This window comes from Massilia sp. BKSP1R2A-1 (assembly GCF_050586525.1).
Lineage (GTDB): Bacteria > Pseudomonadota > Gammaproteobacteria > Burkholderiales > Burkholderiaceae_D > Telluria.
In genome coordinates this window covers 15,488-34,928 of the sequence record NZ_JBOBRE010000019.1, presented here as the reverse complement: position 1 = coordinate 34,928, position 19,441 = coordinate 15,488, and the positions used below count along the sequence as shown (strand labels likewise).

The following is a 19,441-nucleotide window of genomic DNA, read 5'->3' as shown; positions in this document are numbered from 1 at the left end:
GCAGCAGGATTCCATGTACAAGATCGTCTCCTCCCTTGCCCTCACCGCCCTCGCAGCCGGCCTCGCCGTGGCCTATCCGGCCCACGCAGCCGGCAAGGCGCAAGCCGCTACCGTCAAGGAAGCGCCGCTGCGCGCCCACCTGGCCTTCCTGTCGTCCGACGCCGTCGAAGGCCGCGGCACCGGCCAGCGCGGCGGCGAGCTGACCGTCACCTACCTCGAAACCCAGTCCGCCGCGATCGGCCTGCAGCCGGCCAACAACGGCAGCTACCGCCAGCCGGTCAAGATCGCCGGCGTGCGCTCGCTGCCCGCGAAGAGCAATCTCGGCATCACCGCCGGCGGCCAGGCGCTGCCGCTGCAGTTCGGTCCCGACTGGGTCTGGGGTCCGGGCGACGCCCAGGCCGACCACACCCTGGACGCCGAGCTGGTCTTCGTCGGCTACGGCATCCAGGCGCCGGAAGAAGGCTGGGACGACTTCAAGGGCCAGGACCTGAAGGGCAAGGTGCTGGTGATGATGGTGAACGATCCGAAGCCGACCGCGGCGGAACCGAAGCGCTTCAACGGCGAGGGCCTGACCTACTACGGCCGCTGGACCTACAAGCTGGAAGAAGCGGCGCGCCAGGGCGCGGCCGGCGTCCTGCTGATCCACACCGATGCATCGGCCTCCTACGGCTGGAGCGTGGTGCAGAACAGCTGGGCCAACGCCGAGCGCTTCCAGCTGGCCGAGGGCAAGCTGGGTACTGGTCTGCAGGGCTGGATGACCGACGCCACCGCGCGCAAGCTGTTCGCCGCCGGCGGCCAGGATCTCGACAAGCTGCGCGCCGCCGCTGAAGACAAGAACTTCAAGCCGGTCGTGCTGAACGCCCGCGTGAAGGGCGAAGCGCGCGCCGAAGTGCGCACGCTGAACGAATTCAACGTGGCCGGCGTGGTGCCGGGAACCGATCCGAAGCTCAAGGACGAAGTGGTGATCTATAGCGCCCACTGGGACCACATGGGCAAGCAGGGTACGGAAGGTGACACCATCTTCAACGGCGCCGTCGACAACGCCTCGGGCACCGCGGCCCTGCTGGCGATGGCCCAGGAAGCCGTGCGCAACCCGGCCAAGCGCAGCCAGATGTTCCTGTGGGTGGCGGCTGAAGAGCAGGGCCTGCTGGGCAGCGCGGCCTACGCCGCCAAGCCGCTGTGGCCGATCGAGAAGACGGTGGCCAACCTGAACCTGGACAGCCTGAACTTCGTCGGCCTGGTCAAGGATGTTTCGACGCCTGGCAGCGAGCGCACCGACCTGGGCGCGATGGCGGAAGCGACGGCCAAGAGCATGGGCCTGACGGTGGCGCCGTCGCGTCCCGACCTGGCGGGCGGCTACTTCCGCAGCGACCACTTCAGCTTCGCCAAGGCCGGCGTGCCGGCGTTCTCGGTGGGCGCGGGACATGGCTGGGTGAAGGATGTGGAGGGTAGCCGCGCCAAGCAGGCAAGCTACCGCGCCAAGTATCACCAGGTATCGGATGAGTACGATCCGAACTGGGACCTGTCGGGCATGGTGCAGCAGGCGCAGTACACGCTGAACCTGGGCCGCATGGTGGCGGATTCGCCGAAGGCGCCGCAGTGGAAGGCGGGGGATCCGTTCGGCAAGGCCCGCACGGCCGCGAAGTAAGCAGTTGTAGGGTGGGCAGGTTTCCTGCCCACGCGTTCAGCCAGCGTAAGCATGGCCGATGTGCGTCATATCACCGTGTAGTTGAACGCGTGGGCGGGAAACCCGCCCACCCTACGGTTTACGGTGATTCAAACGCCGGTAGCCGCCGGCAGCATCGAGCCCGTCTCCCGATACCGCACGTGCCACGAGAACGCCTTCTCCAGCACGTGCGGCGTCTGCCCTCCCCCTTTGTTCGCCTCCTCCACGTAGTCCTTCAGCATCTGCCGGTACGGCTCCGCCACGCAGTTCTCGATGATGCGCTGCGCCCGTTCGCGTGGCGCCAGGCCGCGCAGGTCGGCTAGGCCCACCTCGGTGACGATGATGTCGACGTCGTGTTCGTTGTGGTCGACGTGCGCCACCATCGGCACGATGCTCGAGATCTTGCCGCCCTTGGCCAGCGACTTGGTCGCGAACACGGACAGATAGGCATTGCGCGCGAAGTCGCCCGAACCGCCGATGCCGTTCATCATGTGCGTGCCCTGCACGTGGGTCGAGTTCACGTTGCCGTAGATGTCGCACTCGAGGGCCGTGTTGATGGCGATGATGCCGAGCCTGCGGATCACTTCCGGATGGTTGCTCACCTCCTGAGGACGCAGCACCAGGCGGTCCTTGTAGCGCTCGATGTCGCCGAACACCTGGCGCGCCTTGGCCTCCGACAGCGTGATCGAGGAACCCGAGGCGAAGTCCAGCTTGCCCGCGTCGAACAGATCGAAGGTCGAGTCCTGCAGCACTTCCGAGTACATGCTCAGGTGCTGGAACGGCCCGTCGATCAGGCCGCCGACCACGGCGTTGGCGATGGTGCCGATGCCGGCCTGGATCGGCATCAGGCGCTCGGTCAGGCGGCCCTGTGCGATTTCTTCGTTGAAGAAACCGATCAGGTGGCCGGCGATGGCCGCCGTCTCCGCATCGGCCGGCAGGATGGTCGAGGCGCTATCCATCTTCTCGGTCATCACGATGGCGACGATCTTCTCGGGCGGGATGGCGATGGCCGTGGTGCCGATGCGGTCGTCCACGTTCATGAGCGGCATCGGTTCGCGGCGCGGGCGGTGCTTCGGGATGAAGATGTCGTGCAGGCCTTCGAGGGCCGGCGACTGGCTCAGGTTGATCTCGACGATCACCTTGTCGGCCAGGATGGCGAAGCTGGCGCTGTTGCCGACCGAGGTCGTTGGAATGATGGCGCCGGTTTCCGTGATGGCGACCGCTTCGATCACGGCCACGTCGACCGGGGCGATCTGGCGCGTGCGCAGCAGCTCGACGGTCTCGGACAGGTGCTGGTCGACGAACATGACTTCGCCGCGGTTGATCGCCGCGCGCAGCGCCGGGTCGGCCTGGAAGGGCATGCGGCGCGCCAGCGCGCCCGATTCGGCCAGGGTCTTGTCGATGTCGCTGCCGAGCGAGGCGCCGGTCATGAGCGTGATTTTCAGGGGTTCGCGGCGGGCGCGCTCGGCCAGGGCGAGCGGCACGGCCTTGGCGTCGCCGGCACGGGTAAAGCCGCTCATGCCAACGGTCATGCCGTCCCTGATCCATTCCGCCGCCTGCGCTGCGCTGGTGATCCGTTCGCGCAATGCGGGAAGGCGGATACGGTCGTGTTGAACGTGTTCGTCGTGGTGCATAAACGTCTCTTCTAAAACGTGCTACATGAGGGTGTAATCGACCGCCTGCAGGGGCGGCGGTACGTCGTCGTCGCCGAGCGCCGTGCGCAGATCGATCTCGATCGCCCGGCAGATCGCGTCCAGCGGCAGGTCGTTCGGCTCCATCCCGAACGGTTCTTCCAGCTCGTCGCCGAGGGCGTCCAGGCCGAAGAAGGTATAGGCCACGATGGCCACCACCACCGGCGTCATGAAGCCGATCGTGTCGACCAGGCCGAAGGGCAGCAGGAAGCAGTACAGGTAGGCGGTGCGGTGCAGCAGCACCGAATAGGAGAAGGGAATCGGCGTGTTCTTGATGCGCTCGCAGGATGCCGCAGCGGCCGTCATCGCGGAGAGCGTGTGGTCGATGTTGGCGGCCAGGCAGGGCTCGATGCGCTTCTCGCGGATGCATTCGCCGAGGTCACGGCCCATTTGGCGCATCAGGTAGTCCGGCCGGTTCGCCTGGTGTTTCAGCGCCTCGACTTCCTGCGGCGACAGGAGGCTGGCCAGGTGCGGGTCGAGCGGGCGGTGGCGCAGCTGGTCGCGCAGGGCGCCGCAGAAGGCGATGGCGCGCAGGACCATGCGTACGCGGACGTCGCCCAGGCCGTTCTTCATGTGCGCGGGTCCGTCGCCGTCCACCAGGCTCTGGCACTGGCGCGCCAGGTTACGGCTGCGCAGCAGCAGCTCGCCCCACAGCTTGCGGCCTTCCCAGAAGCGGTCGTAGGCCGAGTTGTTGCGAAAACCGAGGAAGATCGCGATCGGCAGGCCGATCAGGGTGAAGGGAATGGTGGTGAGCGTGATCTTCAGGTCCCACAAGTCGCCATGCGACCAGGTGACGAGGATGGCGATCGCCACGTTGACCGCCAGCGTCGGCAGGATGCGAAGCAGGACTGACCCGCGCAGGAGGAGGAACAGCTTGAGGCCGGAAGGCCTGTCTCGGATAATCACGGTCTTTGCCGCACGCGAAAAGTGATTCAGCGAACACAATATTCGCTAATATGTGCGTAAGTTAATCACTAATATGTTAGGCAGTCAAGCTCGCTTTACTGCACGAATGGAGTTCCCTTGCCCTACCGGATCACCCACCGTAACCTGCCCCAGCTGTTCCTGAAAGCGCGCGAGGCACTGATGGCGCATTTTCGCCCGGTGCTGAACCACTTTGGGGTTACCGAACAACAGTGGCGCATCCTGCGTGCGCTGGACGAGCACGGCCAGCTCGAGCCGCGCGAGCTGTGCGAGCTGTGCCAGATCCTGAGCCCGAGCATGGCGGGCGTGCTGTCGCGGATGGAAGAACTGGGGCTGGTCGAGCGCCAGCGGGTGGCCACGGATGCGCGCCGGGTATTGGTGCTGCTGGGGGAGAAAGGCGACCGCCTGATCGACGAGATCGCGCCGCTGATCCAGCAGCAGTACCGGCTGATGGAAGAAGCGTGGGGCAAGCGCGTCGTCGACGACCTGACGGATGCGCTGGAGGGATTCATTGCGGCGCAGGCGACCGAGGTGCCGCAAGTGGAATTACCGAAGAAACCGTAGGGTGGACGGCTCTGCCGTCCGCGCGTTCAACTCCAGTACGCATGAATACGGGCGCATGCTGTTCACGCACTTGTTGAACGCGCGGTCGGCGAAGCCGACCACCCTACAGAAAAGCGTCGGCGCGTATCAATTCGAACGGCGGCGGCGGGTAAAGCCCAGCAGCGCCAGGCCGGCGCCCATCAGGCCCAGCGAAGCCGGCTCGGGCACGTCCACATCCGGCGGCGTCAGCGCGCGCACTTCGTCCAGGCTCAGGGCCGTGTCGTAGACGCGAATGTAGTCGACCGCACCGGGATTGCCTTCCCCGGTCGTGCCCCCGCTGGTGTTGTCACGGAAGAAGTGGGCATAATTTTGGCCGAAATCGGTCACGCCCGCCGTGTCCAGCACGCTCAACACCAGTTCGCCGTTCTGGTACACCTTGAACATCTTCTGGGCGTCGCGGGTGACGGTCACGCGGCTGTCGACGTTGGCGTCCATATTGCCGCCGTTGCCGGTACCGGCAACGTTAAAGACGCGGAACTTGTCGCTGGCGGCGTAGAAACCTTCGTCGCCGTACAGGTTCTTGAAATCGATGATGCGGCCGTAGGTGCGGAAGCTGTCGAAGTGGAAGCTCATGTCGATGGTATAGACACTACCCAGCTTCGCTTCGAGGCGCAGGCCCTTGTTGGCATCGAACACGTAGGCGTCGGCGCCGACCGTGCCGCCCAAGCCCACCAGCGAGGCCGTACCCACCGAATCGGCCAGGGAACCGTTGATGTTGAATTGGTGGATCAGGCCGGCGTGGCTGTCCATGGAAACGGCCAGCAGCGCCGCTGCCATCAGGGAGTGAAATTTCATTTCGTTTTTGCCTTCTATTTGAAATTTTATTTCATCCCTGACAGCATCAGGGATGGCTATTGAATCACGCCGCAGGCGATCCGGCCGCCTCCGCCGCCCAGCGGCGCCGGGTGGTCGGCATGGTTGTCGCCGCCCGCGTGCACCATCAGGGCCTTGCCCTTGATGTCGGCCAGCTTCTTGAGGCGCGGCGCCAGGACCGGATTGCTTGCCGCGCCCTTGTCGTCGACCGTGAGCGCCGGCAGGTCGCCCATGTGGCCGTCGCCCCAGGGCAGGCCGTGCTTGCCGGTCTTGCCCGGGTCGAGGTGACCGCCCGCGGCACCTGCTGGCACCGTCTTGCCATCTTTCTGGTTCGGGCCGCAGCTGCCGTTTTCATGCACGTGGAAGCCGTGCAGGCCGGGTGGCAGATCCTTGAGCATCGGCGTGAACACGAGGCCGTGGCTGGTCTCGCTGACGGTCACGGTGCCGACATCCGCGCCCTCCCCCTTCTCGGTCGCCATCTTCATGGTGACCTTGGTATCGGCGGCATTGGCGACGGCGCAGCTCGCGCCCAGGAGAACAGCGCACATCAAGCGAATGTTCATGACAACCTCCTTCGAGATTCGGGTTAGATAATAAAAAGCCAAGCAAGTGTATTCCATCCCCTCGGGTGGGGGGTGTTCCGGAGAAACCGGACAGCGGGGCTGATTACATGCGCGAGATGGCCGGGCGCAGGATGGCCAGCAGGCCGGCCTCGGAGGTGCAGCCGAACTTCTCGTAGACGGCCTTGACGCAGTCGCGCAGCACGGCGTCGCTGACGTCCATGCGCGAACGCGCGGCCTCGCGGCCGCCGCCCAGGCCCATCCAGAACGCCACTTCCATCTGCTGCGGCGACAGCTCCACGCTGCCCAGGGCGCGCCAGATCCGCAGCGGCATCGGCACCACGAACTTCAGGAAGATGCCGACGGTGCGGCCGTGGACGGCGTCATGCGATCCGGCGCTCATCCACTGGGCGCGCGCTTCCAGCACGCCGCCGGCCAGTTCGAGGGTTCCCGCCGGCAGGCGCCAGGGATAGCGCTCGCCGAACACCACCGACTCCACCAGGCGCAGGCAGAACGGCGGCAGCGTACGGCGATCGAAGACCTGCTGCTCCTGCGAGGCCAGCTGGTCGAGCAGCGCGCCGGCCGAATCGCTCAGGAAAAGGATGTCGCCGCTGGTCGTGGCCAGCAGCATGGCTTCGTCCTCGATCACCCCTAGCAGGCCCGTGCCGGCGCTGGCCGCATTGCGCAGCGCGTAGTCGAAATAGTTGGCGACGCGGCCGAGGTCTTCCTCGTCGTCCTGATCGAAAGCGGCGCCGCTGTCGCGCAGCAGGGTGAGCGTGCCGAGGGGGTTGGCGGCGGAGCCGAGGCGCACTTCGAGCACGTGCTGGGCGCGCGCCTTTGCCTCGCTCGGGCGGACGCCGAAGTCCACCGAGTCGCCATAGAAGTAGCCGTTCGGCGGCGGCAGCACGCCCAGCACGTTCGCTTCGTGCACGCCGGTCTCCAGCACCTCCTCGGGCGCCTGCCCGGCGAGCAGATACAGCTGGGACGCGCTGTTGGGAATCAGCTCGCGCACCAGCTCCAGCGCATCGGGGATCAGGGTCATCAGGTGCAGGCCGCCGGAACACAGGATCCGCAGGCGCGCCCACTGGCGACTGTTCTTTTTACGGGACACGGCGAAGGCGAGAATGCAGATGTCGAGGAGTTAACAATATTGCTGACTTACTGCAACAAAGTCAACCAGCTTTCACTTCATGCCTGCGATAGCCGGTTCCTGGGCCGGGGTGCAATCGAGTCCCGCCAGGATGTCGGCCAGCGCGCGGAACTCCACCGGCTTGACCAGGTGATGGTCGAAGCCCGCCTGCTTCGACAGGTCGCGGTCGCGCGCCTGGCCATAACCGGTGAGCGCGATGAAGGTGGCATGCGGATGCTCGCGGCGCAGGCGGCGCGCCAGTTCGTAGCCCGTCATGTCGGGCAGGCCGATGTCGAGGATGAAGGCCTGGGTATCTGCGATGTCGTTCGAGGCGAGGGTGCGCACGCCGTCCTCGAACACGCTCACGGTGTGGCCCTGGGCGCGCAGCAGCACGGCGAGGGACTGCGCCGCATCGGTGTTGTCGTCGACGATGGTGAGCAGGCAGGGCGCGACGCCGCGGCGGCCGGCGCGCGATTGGTGCGGCGTCTGCGGACTGGCCGCATCGGCCCCCGCCAGCGGCAGCAGCACCGACACCGAGGCGCCGAGGTTCGGCCCGTCGCTGTGCGCCTCGACCTGGCCGCCGTGCATCTGCACGATGGTTTTCACCAGGGCCAGGCCGATGCCCAGGCCGCCCTGCGAGCGGTCCGGCGTGCGCTCGGCCTGGGTGAACAGGTCGAACACGTGAGGCAGCAGCTTGGCGTCCATGCCGGCGCCGTTGTCGATGACGGTCACGCGCGCCGACTCCAGGCCGGCTTCCAGGCGCAGCACGATGCGTCCGCGCGGCGGCGTGTACTTGGCGGCGTTGTTCAGCAGGTTGACCAGCACCTGCACCAGGCGCGTGCGGTCGCCCACCACGACCACCTGCTGCTCGGGCGCCTCCACCACCAGGGTGTGTTCGCGCGCCTCGATGTGCGGGCGCGCCTGCTCGACGGCGGCGCGCAGCACGGCGCTCAGCTCCAGCGTCTCGTGCTCCAGCTTGACCAGGCCGCGCGTCACGCGCGAGACGTCCAGCAGGTCGTCGACCAGCTCCGTCATGTGGCGCACCTGGCGCGAGATGATGCTGCCGGCCTTCAGGCGCAGCTTCTCGTCGACGCTCGGCATGTTCAGTAACTGGGCCGCATTGGTGATCGGCGCCAGGGGATTCCTCAGCTCGTGCGCCAGCATGGCGAGGAACTCGTCCTTCATCTTGCTGTGGCGCTCGGCCTCGGCGCGCGCGGCGCGTTCGCTGGCCAGCAGGCCCTCGCGCTCGCGGGCGGCACGCTGCGCCATGTCGTAGAGGCGCGCATTGTCGATGGCGACGGCCGCCTGGGCGACGAAGCCGGAGATCAGCTGCTCGGTGCGCTCGTCGAACATCTTCGGCTGCGAATGGCCGAAGAACAGGCCACCCAGCACCTCGCCCGAGCGCGAGCTGACCGACGCCGCCAGGTAGCTGCGCACCGGCAGGTGGCCCTTGGGCATCCCGTGGTGCGGGCCCATGCTGCCGTAGCGCGGGTCCTTGGTGATGTCGTCGCTGCGGATCGGCGGGCCGCCATCGAAGGTGGGCTTGAAGACGGCCGTCGGACGCGGATGGCCGAGCTTCTCGAAGGCTTCGCGCGGCGCGCCGCTGAGCGTGTAGAGCAGGTAGGCGTCGCCGTTGGCGTCCTTGCCGTTGTAGAAGAAGGAGCCGAATTCGGCGCCGGTCAGTTCGGTGGCGGCGTCGGTGACGGCCTGCAGCAGGGTGTCGATGTCGAGCGTCGAGGCGAGCACGCTGCCGGCGCGGTTCAGGAGTTCGAGCATGCGCGTCTCTTCGCGCAGCGCCTCCTCGGCGCGGATGCGGCGCAGCGCTTCCCAGGTGCGGCGCGCCAGGTCTTCGGCCAGGGTGCGTTCGTCATCGGTCCAGCGATAAGGATGGTCCTTGTAGAGGAAACCGGCGCCGTGCAGGCGGGTGCCGTCCTTGAGCGGGATGACGATCACCGAATGGATGCCCAGCATCAGGCAAGGGCCGGCGACGGCCGCGCATTCGGGGTCGGTCGAGACGTCGTCGATGCAGATGGTGGTGCCGGCGCGCAGGAGCTCGAGCTGGCTCGGGGACAGCATGTCGACCGGCAGCGTACCTTGCGCGGCGCCGGTTTCGACGCCATCCTTCCACTCTTCCTTCACCGTGAAGATGCGCTTGGCCTCGTCGAGTTCGACGTAGGCGACGTTCGAGTTGGTGAAGTACTCGCTGGTCAGGCGGATGGTCGCCTTGAGCATCGGGTTGAATTCGGTCTCGCGGCGCAGGGTGTCGGCCAGCTTGATCTGGTAGGCGTGGCGGCGCTCGCCCAGAACGGCCTTGGTGATCTCGGCGAAGGCGACCAGCACGCCCTCGACCTTGCCGGTGTCGCCGTAGATCGGGCTGTACGAATAGCTGAAGTAGCAGGTCTCGTAGTAGCCGTAGCGGTTGATCGTCAGCGGCAGCCCTTCCGAGCCGAGCGCTTGTCCCTGGCGCACCTGCTGCCACATGGGGCCGATGGTCGGCCAGATCTCGGCCCAGGTGACGCGCACGTCGTTGCCGAGCGCAGCGTCCTTCTTGTCGCCGAGGATGGGGACGTAGGCGTCGTTGAAGAACTGGACGTAGGCGTCACCCCAGGCGAGATAGGCCGGCAGGCGCAGGTCGAGCACGGTGCGGACGGCGCTTTTCAGGCTGTGCGGCCAGGTGTGGACCGGGCCGACGGGCGTGGTCTCCCAGGGGAAGGCGCGCATCCGGCGCTCCATCTCGGAGATGTGGCTGTCCGAGGTGCGGCTTCCCGACGTGAGGTCGGAGGCAGCGGCGTCCGGTGTCGTGTCAAAAGGCCAGGGCATATTGCTCGCGGGGACAGGGGTGTGAATAGTTCGATAACTCAGCCGCGGATCATAGCAGTCATTACGCGGACGGGGCGTACGGATGAGTTAAATGGATAACATTGTATGACACATTTGTAAGCATTTGGCATTACCCGAACAGGGTAAGTTGCCGAAAGCGGTTGCTGGACTGGTTTTAGGTTGGGGACGCGGTTCTACAATGGGCTTCTGTGCTGCCGCCCTCTCGTAAAAAGGAATTCAAGTGAAGCGTTCCATTCTGCTCGTCGCCCTGCTCGGCATCTTCGCAGCTCCCCTCACCCGCGCCGAAGAGCCATCCATGTGCAGGTCAATGTGTGTGGACACAAAACAGCAATGTGCGAGCCGTGCGGGCAGGCTGACCGAGCTCGATAACGTAACTAGGGAAGAAAAGAATCCGCTCGCGGATACGGCGAATCGGATGCGGCCGGAATCGGCGCGCGAGGCGGAGCGCACCGATTTCATGAAGCGCAAGCGGGAGCGGCTGGATGTGTGCGATGCGAGCTACATGCGTTGCACCCGCGGGTGTGCGCCGGCGATCTCAAAGAACGCAGCGTCAGCTAAGTAGGCATCTCCCGCTCGATCAGATCGGTCGCTGCCAGGACAAGCCATAGGGCAGCTTGCGGGGGCCGAACACGAAATGCAGGACACGACGGCGGCTGTGTCCTTCCGCTTTCGAGGAAGCGTGTAATACGAGCGGTCTCATGGCGAGCACGTCGCCCTGCTCCATCGTGCAGCTGACCATGAGGCCGGCCTGGCGTCGCAGCCGGGCCTCGTCTGCACTGATCTGCCCCGCCTGATGCGAACCCGGAACGAACTGAAGCGGGCCATCCTGTTCCAGGCATGCGTCGAGATGCACGCGCAAGGCGACCAGTTGTTCCAGCAAGGCGGCTGGCGGCTGGACAAACAGGCCGCCTTCCTTTTCCGACCATCCGCGCAAGTCCGGATGGTCGACGCGTACCGCAACTGAAATACTCAAATCCTGATCCTGATGCAAGGGCACGAGCCAGTTCCGTTCCACTGATTTTTCGAAGTAGGTGCACTGGCCGCCACGAAGCCGGCTGGGATGAGCGCAGCAATGTCGTCATGCTGGAGCAACCTTCCGGCAAGCGCCCCCACACCAGTCCTCGGCTAGCAGGCAGCGCGTGCCGCGCCGCGCGAAGTAGTCGGGCGAGGCGCAGATCGTCAGGCGGTAAGGTGCCAGCGGCTCAGCGATTAGGTGGAGATCCAGACCAGTACCGCCAAGATCAGGCTGCTGAAGTTCACTTTTCAGTCACGCCGCGCAAACTTTTTCGCTTGCCTATGAACAATATTTTGTAAGACGCAGATGCTTTATCGAGCTTCGCTAAGGCGACTCATTGGCCACATCTCGTCAAACCTTGGTAGAAGCGGGTAACGGATAGACGCTAGTAAACGCCACATGTGTTTCATGTCGGCTTGCCGATTTCAAACTACTGTGACTTTTCAATATATTTTTCAGCTAACGCTTTCTTAAAATAGTGTTGTTGCACTGACCACTGGAAAATTACAACTAACAGGTGAGAAATGGGATTACTGATTAGCGAATTAAAAATATTTAATTTCCGCTCTTGCAAGGCAGCAGAACTCAAATTATCGGCATTTACCCCTCTAGTCGGATATAACAACTGCGGCAAATCAAATATATTATCTTCAATACAGTGGCTCCTCCGTCGCAGCAGCTTAGACTCTTCTGATTTTTACGATGCCGAGCTGGCAGTAGAAATTTCAGGGACGATCACTGGAATAACTCCATCGATATTAGATTCGCTAGAAGCGAAACAACGCTCATCAATTTCTCCATATATTCACAAAGAATCTTTAACTGTTAAACGTTCCCAGCCCAAGCCGAATGTCAAGACAAACGAGATAGGACTGTTTGTTTTAAACCCAGAGAACTCCACATGGGTACCAAACCCGAATGGTATTGACAATGCTCTATCAGCGCTTCTCCCCGAGCCGATTCGTATTGGAGCGATGGAAAATTCTGCAGAAGATGCGAGCAAAGCAAAAACGACTACAACCATTGGCAAACTGTTAGCAGAGTTTCTTGCTCCATTGCGGACAGCGCACGGAGAGGAACTTTCGACACACCTTCGTGAGGTAGAGCGTCGTGTTTCGGCAGATGGAGATTTGCGCTTGGGCGAACTTACAGGGATTGACAGCTCTATAAACTCCAAAATTTCGGAGATGTTCCCCGGCTTAAGCGTGAAACTTGATTTCCCAGTGCCTGCTATAGATGATATTATAAAGAGTGGGACGGTACGTGTTTATGAGGACGAGGGACCTGGAAGAAATTTCATTTCGTACGGCCATGGAGCACAAAGGTCAATTCAAATTGCACTAGTTCGTCATCTCGCAGATGTAAAAAGAGCTACTAGCACCAAAGACAGGACTACACTTCTATTAATTGATGAACCTGAACTATACCTGCATCCGGTTGCAGTTGAACAAGTTCGTGCGGCGTTAAAATCACTTTCCAAAAATGGGTATCAAGTGGTGTTTTCGACACACTCCTCTTTATTAGTTGGAACTACAGACGCGCAACACACCTTGTTAATTCGGAAGAATGCAGAACTTGGCACACATTCGCGGCGTAGACTTTCAGATGCCATTCAAGCGGTTGTCCCAAACTCTATCCACCAGATGGAGCAGCTATTTACCCTCACAAACTCAAGCAAAGTGCTTTTTGCCGAACGCGTCGTGCTTACTGAAGGAAAGACTGAGTTAAGACTGCTACCGTGTATTTTTGATTCAATTTCTGGCATGACGCTAGGTCAGAAAAAAATCGCGTTAGTAGCACAGAATGGCGTGAATGATACAAGCAAGTCTAAACAAATTTTAGAAGCGATGGATTTGCCCACGAAAGCAATTGTGGATCTTGATTACGCTTTCAATGGCTGCGTTACTCATGGCTTTCTCACGGCAGAAGACGATGATTTAAAAACGCTGCGCAATATACTTTCTCAAATGGCCATGGTGGGGGCAATTACTCTGAACATGGATACAGGTCTTCCTAAGAAAGGGATAGTTAAAGCTGCGGACGCTTATGCGCTTCTTGCGAAAAATAATGACGCCAAGCCAGCAATTCAATCTTTGCATGATCGCTTGAAGCAAAAAGGAATTTGGCTCTGGACTTCCGGAGCCATTGAAGAGCATCTTGGCCTCACAGATAAGGATGAGAGCTGCTGGGCAGCATTTCAGTCGCGAGCTGAAACCGAAGGAATCACCGCCGTCTGCGCAGATTTAGCGTCAGTCAAAAACTTAGTAGAATGGCTTTGTGATTGAAATCACATGACGGCGCGACCGTGCTGTATTGCTCCTTTGCATAAATGCAATTCAATTGTGGCAAAATTAAGCGTCGTTCATACTGGCGCGTTTGCCGCTCAATAAGCTTTCATAGACACAATCGACTAAAGTATTGCTAAGCGATGTAACCAAAAAACGGCACCTCATAGGGTGCCGTTTTCATTTCAGCTTAACAGCTCAGACGATCACTCGCCCTCACCATAATGCTGCTCCGCCGGAGCCGCAGCATTCTGCTGGTCTTCGGCAGCCATATTGGCCTTCTCCTGCTGCAGCAGTGCCTGGCGCTCTTCCGCCTCCCGCACTTCCTTCTCCTTGCGGGCGCGGTGGAATGCCAGACCGGTACCGCCAGGGATCAGGCGGCCGACGATGACGTTTTCCTTCAGCCGCGCAGACCGTCGCGCTTGCCCATGATCGCCGCTTCGGTCAGGACGCGGGTGGTTTCCTGGAACGATGCGGCCGAGATGAAGGAGCCGGTCGACAGCGATGCCTTGGTAATACCCAGCAGCACGTTTTCGTACTGTGCTGGCAGCTTGTTCAGCGCGTTGACCTTGTCGTTCTCTTCCAGCAATTCCGAACGCTCCACCTGCTCGCCGACGATGTAGTCGGTGTGGCCTGCTTAGGTGATCTGAACACGACGCAGCATCTGGCGAACGATCACCTCGATGTGCTTGTCGTTGATCTTCACGCCCTGCAGACGGTACACGTCCTGCACTTCGTCCACGATGTAGCGGGCCAGCGCCTCGATACCCAGCAGGCACAGGATGTCCTGCGGATCGGCCGGACCGTCGACGATCATCTCGCCATTGTTCACCACCTGGCCGTCGTGCACCAGCACTTGCTTGTCCTTGGTGATCAGGAACTCGTGCTTGTTGCCGTCCATGTCGGTGATTTCCAGGCGCTGCTTGCCCTTGGTCTCTTTACCGAACGCGACGGTACCGGTGACTTCCGCCAGCATCCCCGCGTCTTTCGGCGAACGTGCTTCGAACAGTTCGGCAACGCGCGGCAGACCACTGATGTGGGAGGCACTCATGTTGCGGGACTAAAACAAGAGCCCATTTTTCTCCTTTGCACTTGAATCTTTCCGCTCATGCCAGCAATTAGGTTCTCAATACTTGATTTTTTCCTGAATCACGCGAAAGATTGAATTTACAGAACTCAAAAAAGTTATGGTAGATATTGTCGAGACACAGATCCGATCTCGCATGATGGCTGCAGTACGCGGAAAGGACACAAAGCCGGAATTAATTGTCCGGCGTTTTCTGCACCGGAAAGGATTCCGTTTTCGCTTACATGTAGCCAACTTGCCTGGGCGCCCTGACTTAGTATTTCGGAAGCATAAAGTCGCATTGTTTGTACATGGTTGCTTTTGGCATCGTCACCATGGCTGTCGTTACGCGACCTCCCCGCAGCAAAACGCACAGTTCTGGAGTGAAAAATTTGATGCCAATGTTGCCCGTGACAAGCGCAACGTCAAGCGCTTGATCGAGGCGGGATGGCGTGTAATCATAGTGTGGGAATGCAGTTTGCGCCGTGCGCAGGCAGTGGCGCAGTTGGATCCCTTATGCGACTTGATTCTGCACAGCGACGCGCCTATCGCCGAGTGGTCTTGAAGTCAACTTCTCAATGCAAGGCGTGTTAACCGGGACCAGATTTCCCGGACTTCGTTTTCAGCTGGAACAGTTACATTCCACCCGACGAGTTGGATGATTATTCTGGCATTTCCAACCCGGATTTCACGTCCCAAATCTGAAACGACAGCAGTGGTAGGGTAGATCAATGCTGCAAGGCATCCGGTGATGTCTTCGTTTCCGTAGGATGGCCGTCTGTGAAGCGTCTCAAGGGCATAGGCAGTTGCTTGGTAGAGGTCTTCGGGGCGCAAGCGCACCGGACCAGTGGCCGACAATTCGTTCGCAACAACGGCTTCGCTCTTCCGAAAGACTTGTTTCCACTTGGTGTCCATGACGATAGGAAATCGCTCTTGATCCCCGTCGATCCAGATGTCAGGGATCATGGTCATGGTTTTTGCCACCTCGGCACCGCTACCATCACGCGACTGTCTTAACAACGGCACTGACCACTCATCCTGTTTGTAAGCCTCTGGATGTAACGTTTGAATACAGTTGCAAAACGCTCGCTCATAAACTTTGTTCATATCGAGAGATATAGAGGTACCTTCGACTCGGCCTGCATTCACACCAACCCGGATATTGTTGAGCACAAGACGCGCCAAGGTCACTGCCTGTGCGTAATGCCGCAGGTTCGCCGGAAGCGCATGTGGGTCCGGCCATGGGGAAGGTGGCCGGACCAAGCGTGCTCCGGCGAACTGCCGATCCCTCTTCTCCAATCTTTCCACCAGTCGGTCCGAACGTGTGACGGTTCGCGCCACCGTAATTCCGACGTAAATTGCCCACCGCAAGAACCGGTTGACAGGGTTGTCGAACTCAAGCGATGGAAATTCGCACGGGACAAGATGGGGACGGCCGCGGGATACATTGCGCAACCATGGCACGACAAGAAGACGGCCCGTGACCTTGTTAACTAAGGTGGCATTCACCCGTTCATGAGTGTTTCGCAGTCCGCCACGCGCCAGCAACACATGGAGCGCATGGTCAAATGCGCCGATCGTCCATTCAAGCAACGCGTCTTCTACCGATTCCGAAACAAACACGCCTCCATTCCAATCGGGCATCATTTTCGCCAGCACTGCAAGCTCGAGCATTCGGGCAGTCCCGACCTTCGGCCTCACCCGGGCGAACAAGCGCATGCCGTCCGGTAGCAGCGATGAAACAACCCCCACGATGCTGGTCGCCTCGATCACTAGGCAAGTTCGCTCGCCCGGCGGGCGGCGCGTCTCTGCGGAGATCAGGCCCGCTTCCATCGCTCCCGAAAGTACCTCAAATACCTCTTCCAGAACGGAATGCGGACATTCAGGATCGATTTCGGCAGTGCGGGTCTCGTGTTCGGCCAGGTCCAGTACGCATTGGCCGCTCTCGTGCGTCATTTGCACGCCCAAGCGCGCAAGCACGACGGAGTACGACCACGTCAAGTCGTCTCCTCCAGGACAGCACGAATAGCGGCGGCTAGTCTTCTCGCTTCGGAGCGCCGTGCATCAAGGGACAGCTGAATGTCACGGAAAGCGACTGGGGATTCGTCACGCAACCCCTCTTTCACGTACTCGGACAACAACGGCAAGATGTGAAACGCGATGCGGCGCCCCATCCTTTCCGGCCATGTGTCGCGCGGCTCCGGGTTCTCAAGGAATGCCGCATGTCCGATCTGCAGCCGTGGTGGGAGTCCTTGGTTACATGCACTGAAGAGTTCTTGCGTTAACCCGGCTCGGACCTGATCCGCACCGAATCGCTGGGCGAGCACTCGCGCATCGGAAGGCACTTCAAGGAACCGGAAGCGGCGTCGGATCGCGTAGTCGACCATGGCGATGGAGCGGTCGGCCGTGTTCATCGTCCCAATGATCCAGAGGTTGCGTGGGACCGCGACCGCTGTCGCCAGCCCCGGCCCTTGATACTGGAGTCGGACTGCGGTGCCGCGATGCGGTGGATCGATGGCGAAGACGAATTCTCCTAGGATTGCGGCCAAATTACCACGATTCATCTCGTCAAGGATAAGCAGAACTGGCTTGTCCGGTCCGCGCAGGTCCGCAATCTTGCAGAGCCGCGGCAGCAGACCATCTTCCGTCATCAAACGAATGTTTCCATCTTGGGTCTTGGGGACTACGCGGCGAACAAGATCGTCATAAGAATAGCTGGGATGAAGCTGCACGAATTCCCATACCACGGGAGGCTCAAGCCATCGCGCTGTATCCGTTCCATCGGTTCCCTGTAACAATCTTCCATACCGGCATCCCTCGGCAGTGCTGGCTCCTTCCGTCGCGAGTGCCTCGACGAGAGCCAGCGCAAGACTAGATTTTCCAGTCCCTGGCGGACCTTGCAGCACGATATTAGGTGTTTCGCCAAGATTGATGCGCAGCTGCTGGACTTCTAACCGGCGCGACTCTGCATCCGGCCGCAGCTGCCCCTCGGAACGTGCCGGTCTTGTAGCGATGACAGGGTGCTGGACAGTCGAGACTTGAACGCCGAGCCCATCGGCCAGACCTGCCGCGTAACGGCTGTCCGGATAACCGACAACAGCCGCGCGACGGTTCGTGAGATCGGAGCCGAGAACAATAGCGGAATCGGGGAACTTAATTGGTAACGTCATTCGGCGCTGTGCGCCTTCGACGGCGATATCCTCTCGCGATCTCGCCAAGAAGATGCCAGCGGGCCTACGCGCCCTCGCTGGAGTGCAGCTACCCTCCCACAAGGCGTTGGCTTTGATCTGGGTGCCGTCCCGAATCTTGGCTTCCACGTCTTCGGCACTTACTCCAGCCGCTTCGGCGACAAGCGCTGCCAATTCCTGTTCAGTCATGAGTCGCCACCCCAGCTAGCAGATCGAGAATTACTTGGGCGGCACTCTCGCTGGATAGAGAAAGAAAATCAGGACCACCTGCCACCTGTATGGCGCCTAGAGGAATCCCCTCGTTGCGATACTCGTCAAATAACGGGCGAAGCTCATACAACACGCGTGCCCTCAACCTCTCAGCCCACACATTATCATTCATGTGCTCATGCCCAGATATCAGGAAATATGAATGCCCGGGCCTCAGTTCACGTTGCGGCATCGCGTTCGCAAATAAATCGAAGAGCTCGCCTGCGACCAGCGCTCTTGCGGGGTGAGTGGCATAGAACTGTTCCACGGCCTGTCTGGTTGACTCGACCCGTACGAATCGAAATCTTCGCCGGACCGCGAAATCCAGCATGGCAATCGAGCGGTCGGCGGAATTCATCGTTGCCAGCAGAAGCAGGTTAGGCGGCACGATCAGTGAATCACTGCCGTCAGGCGGGGCCTCATGCTGCAAGCGAACCTCGCTTCCGCGGTGCGCTGGATCGATGGCAAAGATGGTCTCGCCGAGAATCGCCGAGAGATTCCCACGGTTGATCTCGTCGATGATTAGGAGAGTCGGCTTGCCGGGACGTAGCTGGGCCGCCCGCGCGATCTGCGGCAGGACACCGTCCACGCTGCAAAGCGAAAACCCGACGGCATTGGGATTGGTGCGCAGGCCGCGGACAAACTCGTCATAACCGAAGGCAGGATGAAGCTGAACAATCTCCCAGACCAAAGGCGCATCTTGCAACGCTTGCGCGCACGCCTCGATCGACCTGCCGTTGAGAATCGTCTCAAAACGACATGCATTTGAGGCTCCTTGCGAGAGTTCGTAAACAACCTCGAATGCGAGACTCGTCTTTCCCGTCCCTGGCGCGCCCTCAAGCACCACATTTTTCGCTTCGCCGAGATGTTGGATGACTTCGGCCACCGTCACCGTCCTGTCGTCCTCCGCCCCAACCTCGGTGGAATATTGTGGCAGCATGAGGTCCGGGACCACAATTGCCTCTTCGGGAACGACTGGATCGGGCACCTTGATGATGCGCAGATCCTCCTCAAGTATGGTCGCAAGCCTTTCGCCGGTCGATGCATGATCATACTCGACCACAGTGTCAACCTCCCAGCCGTCCGCTCCCGCCTTGCCGATCACTATCGTGTCGAATCCTCCGTTCGAACTTGGACTCAGACGATCGCGAACTGCGCGAACCACATTCGCCGAGTTGGAGGTTTGATCCAGGAACACGAAAAGTTCGTGGGGAGACGAAATCGTTCGCCCCTGCCACACTTGATTGTGAAAACCGTTATTCGTCAGCTTCGCGACATAGATGTCGGATGGGCCGATCTGTCGCCCCACGAGCGCACTGACAGCATCTGCCAGTTGCTCCCTATTAGCGTCGTCCGCCGCGTATGCCTCAACGGCACGCCAGACTTCATCGGTCATCGCTCCTGTTGCCAT

Annotated in this window: 15 protein-coding genes and 1 pseudogene; 5 read left to right on the top strand and 11 right to left on the bottom strand. The window is 60.9% G+C overall.

All coding sequences use genetic code 11. The annotated features are described in order from the left end of the window. Positions 1–13: 13 nt before the first annotated feature. On the top strand, positions 14–1,648 hold the full coding sequence (locus ACQ7JA_RS22970; RefSeq protein ID WP_430902027.1) for a M28 family peptidase: 1,635 nt from the start codon (positions 14–16) through the stop codon (positions 1,646–1,648). A gap of 128 nt (positions 1,649–1,776) precedes the next feature. On the opposite strand, the gene ACQ7JA_RS22965 is transcribed toward ACQ7JA_RS22970, so the two are convergent. After that, a complete protein-coding gene (locus ACQ7JA_RS22965; RefSeq protein WP_430902026.1) occupies positions 1,777–3,300 on the bottom strand; it encodes an acetyl-CoA hydrolase/transferase family protein in 1,524 nt (507 codons plus the stop codon). A 21-nt stretch (positions 3,301–3,321) separates the two neighbouring features. After that, the gene (locus ACQ7JA_RS22960; protein WP_430902025.1) at positions 3,322–4,263 is read right to left on the bottom strand and encodes a bestrophin family protein; all 942 of its coding nucleotides are present in this window, start codon (positions 4,261–4,263) and stop codon (positions 3,322–3,324) included. 117 nt (positions 4,264–4,380) lie between these two features. Here ACQ7JA_RS22960 and hpaR point away from each other — a divergent pair, with 117 nt between their 5' ends. Further along, positions 4,381–4,845 (top strand): homoprotocatechuate degradation operon regulator HpaR, encoded by a 465-nt coding sequence (gene hpaR, locus ACQ7JA_RS22955; RefSeq protein WP_430902024.1) that lies wholly within the window; start codon positions 4,381–4,383, stop codon positions 4,843–4,845. A gap of 126 nt (positions 4,846–4,971) precedes the next feature. Here hpaR and ACQ7JA_RS22950 read toward each other — a convergent pair whose 3' ends face one another. The 4 genes from ACQ7JA_RS22950 to ACQ7JA_RS22935 all read right to left on the bottom strand — a co-directional run bounded on the left by ACQ7JA_RS22950 (position 4,972) and on the right by ACQ7JA_RS22935 (position 10,206). After that, the gene (locus ACQ7JA_RS22950; protein WP_430902023.1) at positions 4,972–5,679 is read right to left on the bottom strand and encodes a LamG-like jellyroll fold domain-containing protein; all 708 of its coding nucleotides are present in this window, start codon (positions 5,677–5,679) and stop codon (positions 4,972–4,974) included. Between the two features lie 56 nt (positions 5,680–5,735). Then, positions 5,736–6,260: a superoxide dismutase [Cu-Zn] SodC gene (sodC, locus tag ACQ7JA_RS22945; RefSeq protein ID WP_430902022.1), complete on the bottom strand. Its 525-nt coding sequence runs from the start codon at positions 6,258–6,260 to the stop codon at positions 5,736–5,738. A 103-nt stretch (positions 6,261–6,363) separates the two neighbouring features. After that, on the bottom strand, positions 6,364–7,368 hold the full coding sequence (locus tag ACQ7JA_RS22940; protein WP_430902021.1) for a helix-turn-helix transcriptional regulator: 1,005 nt from the start codon (positions 7,366–7,368) through the stop codon (positions 6,364–6,366). 72 nt (positions 7,369–7,440) lie between these two features. Further along, positions 7,441–10,206, bottom strand: coding sequence for an ATP-binding protein (locus ACQ7JA_RS22935; RefSeq protein ID WP_430902020.1), 2,766 nt, complete (start codon positions 10,204–10,206; stop codon positions 7,441–7,443). A gap of 241 nt (positions 10,207–10,447) precedes the next feature. On the opposite strand from ACQ7JA_RS22935, the gene ACQ7JA_RS22930 reads away from it, so the two are divergent. Beyond that, entirely contained in the window at positions 10,448–10,789 is a 342-nt protein-coding gene (locus tag ACQ7JA_RS22930) for a hypothetical protein (protein ID WP_430902019.1), read from the top strand. Positions 10,790–10,804: 15 nt separating this feature from the next. Here ACQ7JA_RS22930 and ACQ7JA_RS22925 read toward each other — a convergent pair whose 3' ends face one another. After that, positions 10,805–11,242, bottom strand: a complete 438-nt coding sequence (locus tag ACQ7JA_RS22925) for a phytanoyl-CoA dioxygenase family protein (RefSeq protein WP_430902018.1) — start codon at positions 11,240–11,242, stop codon at positions 10,805–10,807. 524 nt (positions 11,243–11,766) lie between these two features. On the opposite strand from ACQ7JA_RS22925, the gene ACQ7JA_RS22920 reads away from it, so the two are divergent. Beyond that, positions 11,767–13,527 (top strand): ATP-dependent nuclease, encoded by a 1,761-nt coding sequence (locus ACQ7JA_RS22920; protein ID WP_430902017.1) that lies wholly within the window; start codon positions 11,767–11,769, stop codon positions 13,525–13,527. A gap of 206 nt (positions 13,528–13,733) precedes the next feature. Here ACQ7JA_RS22920 and ACQ7JA_RS22915 read toward each other — a convergent pair. Beyond that, positions 13,734–14,557, bottom strand: a pseudogene (locus ACQ7JA_RS22915) (DNA-directed RNA polymerase subunit beta'); the annotation flags it as partial. Between the two features lie 157 nt (positions 14,558–14,714). Between ACQ7JA_RS22915 and ACQ7JA_RS22910 the strand changes: the two are divergent. Continuing rightward, positions 14,715–15,158, top strand: a complete 444-nt coding sequence (locus tag ACQ7JA_RS22910) for a very short patch repair endonuclease (RefSeq protein ID WP_430902016.1) — start codon at positions 14,715–14,717, stop codon at positions 15,156–15,158. Between the two features lie 2 nt (positions 15,159–15,160). Here ACQ7JA_RS22910 and ACQ7JA_RS22905 read toward each other — a convergent pair whose 3' ends face one another. The 3 genes from ACQ7JA_RS22905 to ACQ7JA_RS22895 are packed head-to-tail and all read right to left on the bottom strand — an operon-like array spanning position 15,161 to position 19,426. Further along, positions 15,161–16,594, bottom strand: coding sequence for a 5-methylcytosine restriction system specificity protein McrC (locus ACQ7JA_RS22905; RefSeq protein WP_430902015.1), 1,434 nt, complete (start codon positions 16,592–16,594; stop codon positions 15,161–15,163). Next, complete coding sequence (locus ACQ7JA_RS22900; protein ID WP_430902014.1) at positions 16,591–17,970, bottom strand: McrB family protein; 1,380 nt, start codon at positions 17,968–17,970, stop codon at positions 16,591–16,593. The genes ACQ7JA_RS22905 and ACQ7JA_RS22900 overlap by 4 nt, the downstream gene beginning before the upstream one ends. Further along, on the bottom strand, positions 17,963–19,426 hold the full coding sequence (locus tag ACQ7JA_RS22895; RefSeq protein WP_430902013.1) for an AAA family ATPase: 1,464 nt from the start codon (positions 19,424–19,426) through the stop codon (positions 17,963–17,965). The genes ACQ7JA_RS22900 and ACQ7JA_RS22895 overlap by 8 nt, the downstream gene beginning before the upstream one ends. Positions 19,427–19,441: the final 15 nt, after the last annotated feature.

Bases quoted from the DNA above. Each gene is read 5' to 3' on its own strand.
- ACQ7JA_RS22970 (WP_430902027.1), top strand. From the start codon at position 14: ATGTACAAGATCGTCTCCTCCCTTGCCCTCACCGCCCTCGCAGCCGGC.
- ACQ7JA_RS22965 (WP_430902026.1), bottom strand. From the start codon at position 3,300: ATGCACCACGACGAACACGTTCAACACGACCGTATCCGCCTTCCCGCA.
- ACQ7JA_RS22950 (WP_430902023.1), bottom strand. From the start codon at position 5,679: ATGAAATTTCACTCCCTGATGGCAGCGGCGCTGCTGGCCGTTTCCATG.
- sodC (WP_430902022.1), bottom strand. From the start codon at position 6,260: ATGAACATTCGCTTGATGTGCGCTGTTCTCCTGGGCGCGAGCTGCGCC.
- ACQ7JA_RS22935 (WP_430902020.1), bottom strand. From the start codon at position 10,206: ATGCCCTGGCCTTTTGACACGACACCGGACGCCGCTGCCTCCGACCTC.
- ACQ7JA_RS22920 (WP_430902017.1), top strand. From the start codon at position 11,767: ATGGGATTACTGATTAGCGAATTAAAAATATTTAATTTCCGCTCTTGC.
- ACQ7JA_RS22910 (WP_430902016.1), top strand. From the start codon at position 14,715: ATGGTAGATATTGTCGAGACACAGATCCGATCTCGCATGATGGCTGCA.
- ACQ7JA_RS22900 (WP_430902014.1), bottom strand. From the start codon at position 17,970: ATGACTGAACAGGAATTGGCAGCGCTTGTCGCCGAAGCGGCTGGAGTA.
- ACQ7JA_RS22895 (WP_430902013.1), bottom strand. From the start codon at position 19,426: ATGACCGATGAAGTCTGGCGTGCCGTTGAGGCATACGCGGCGGACGAC.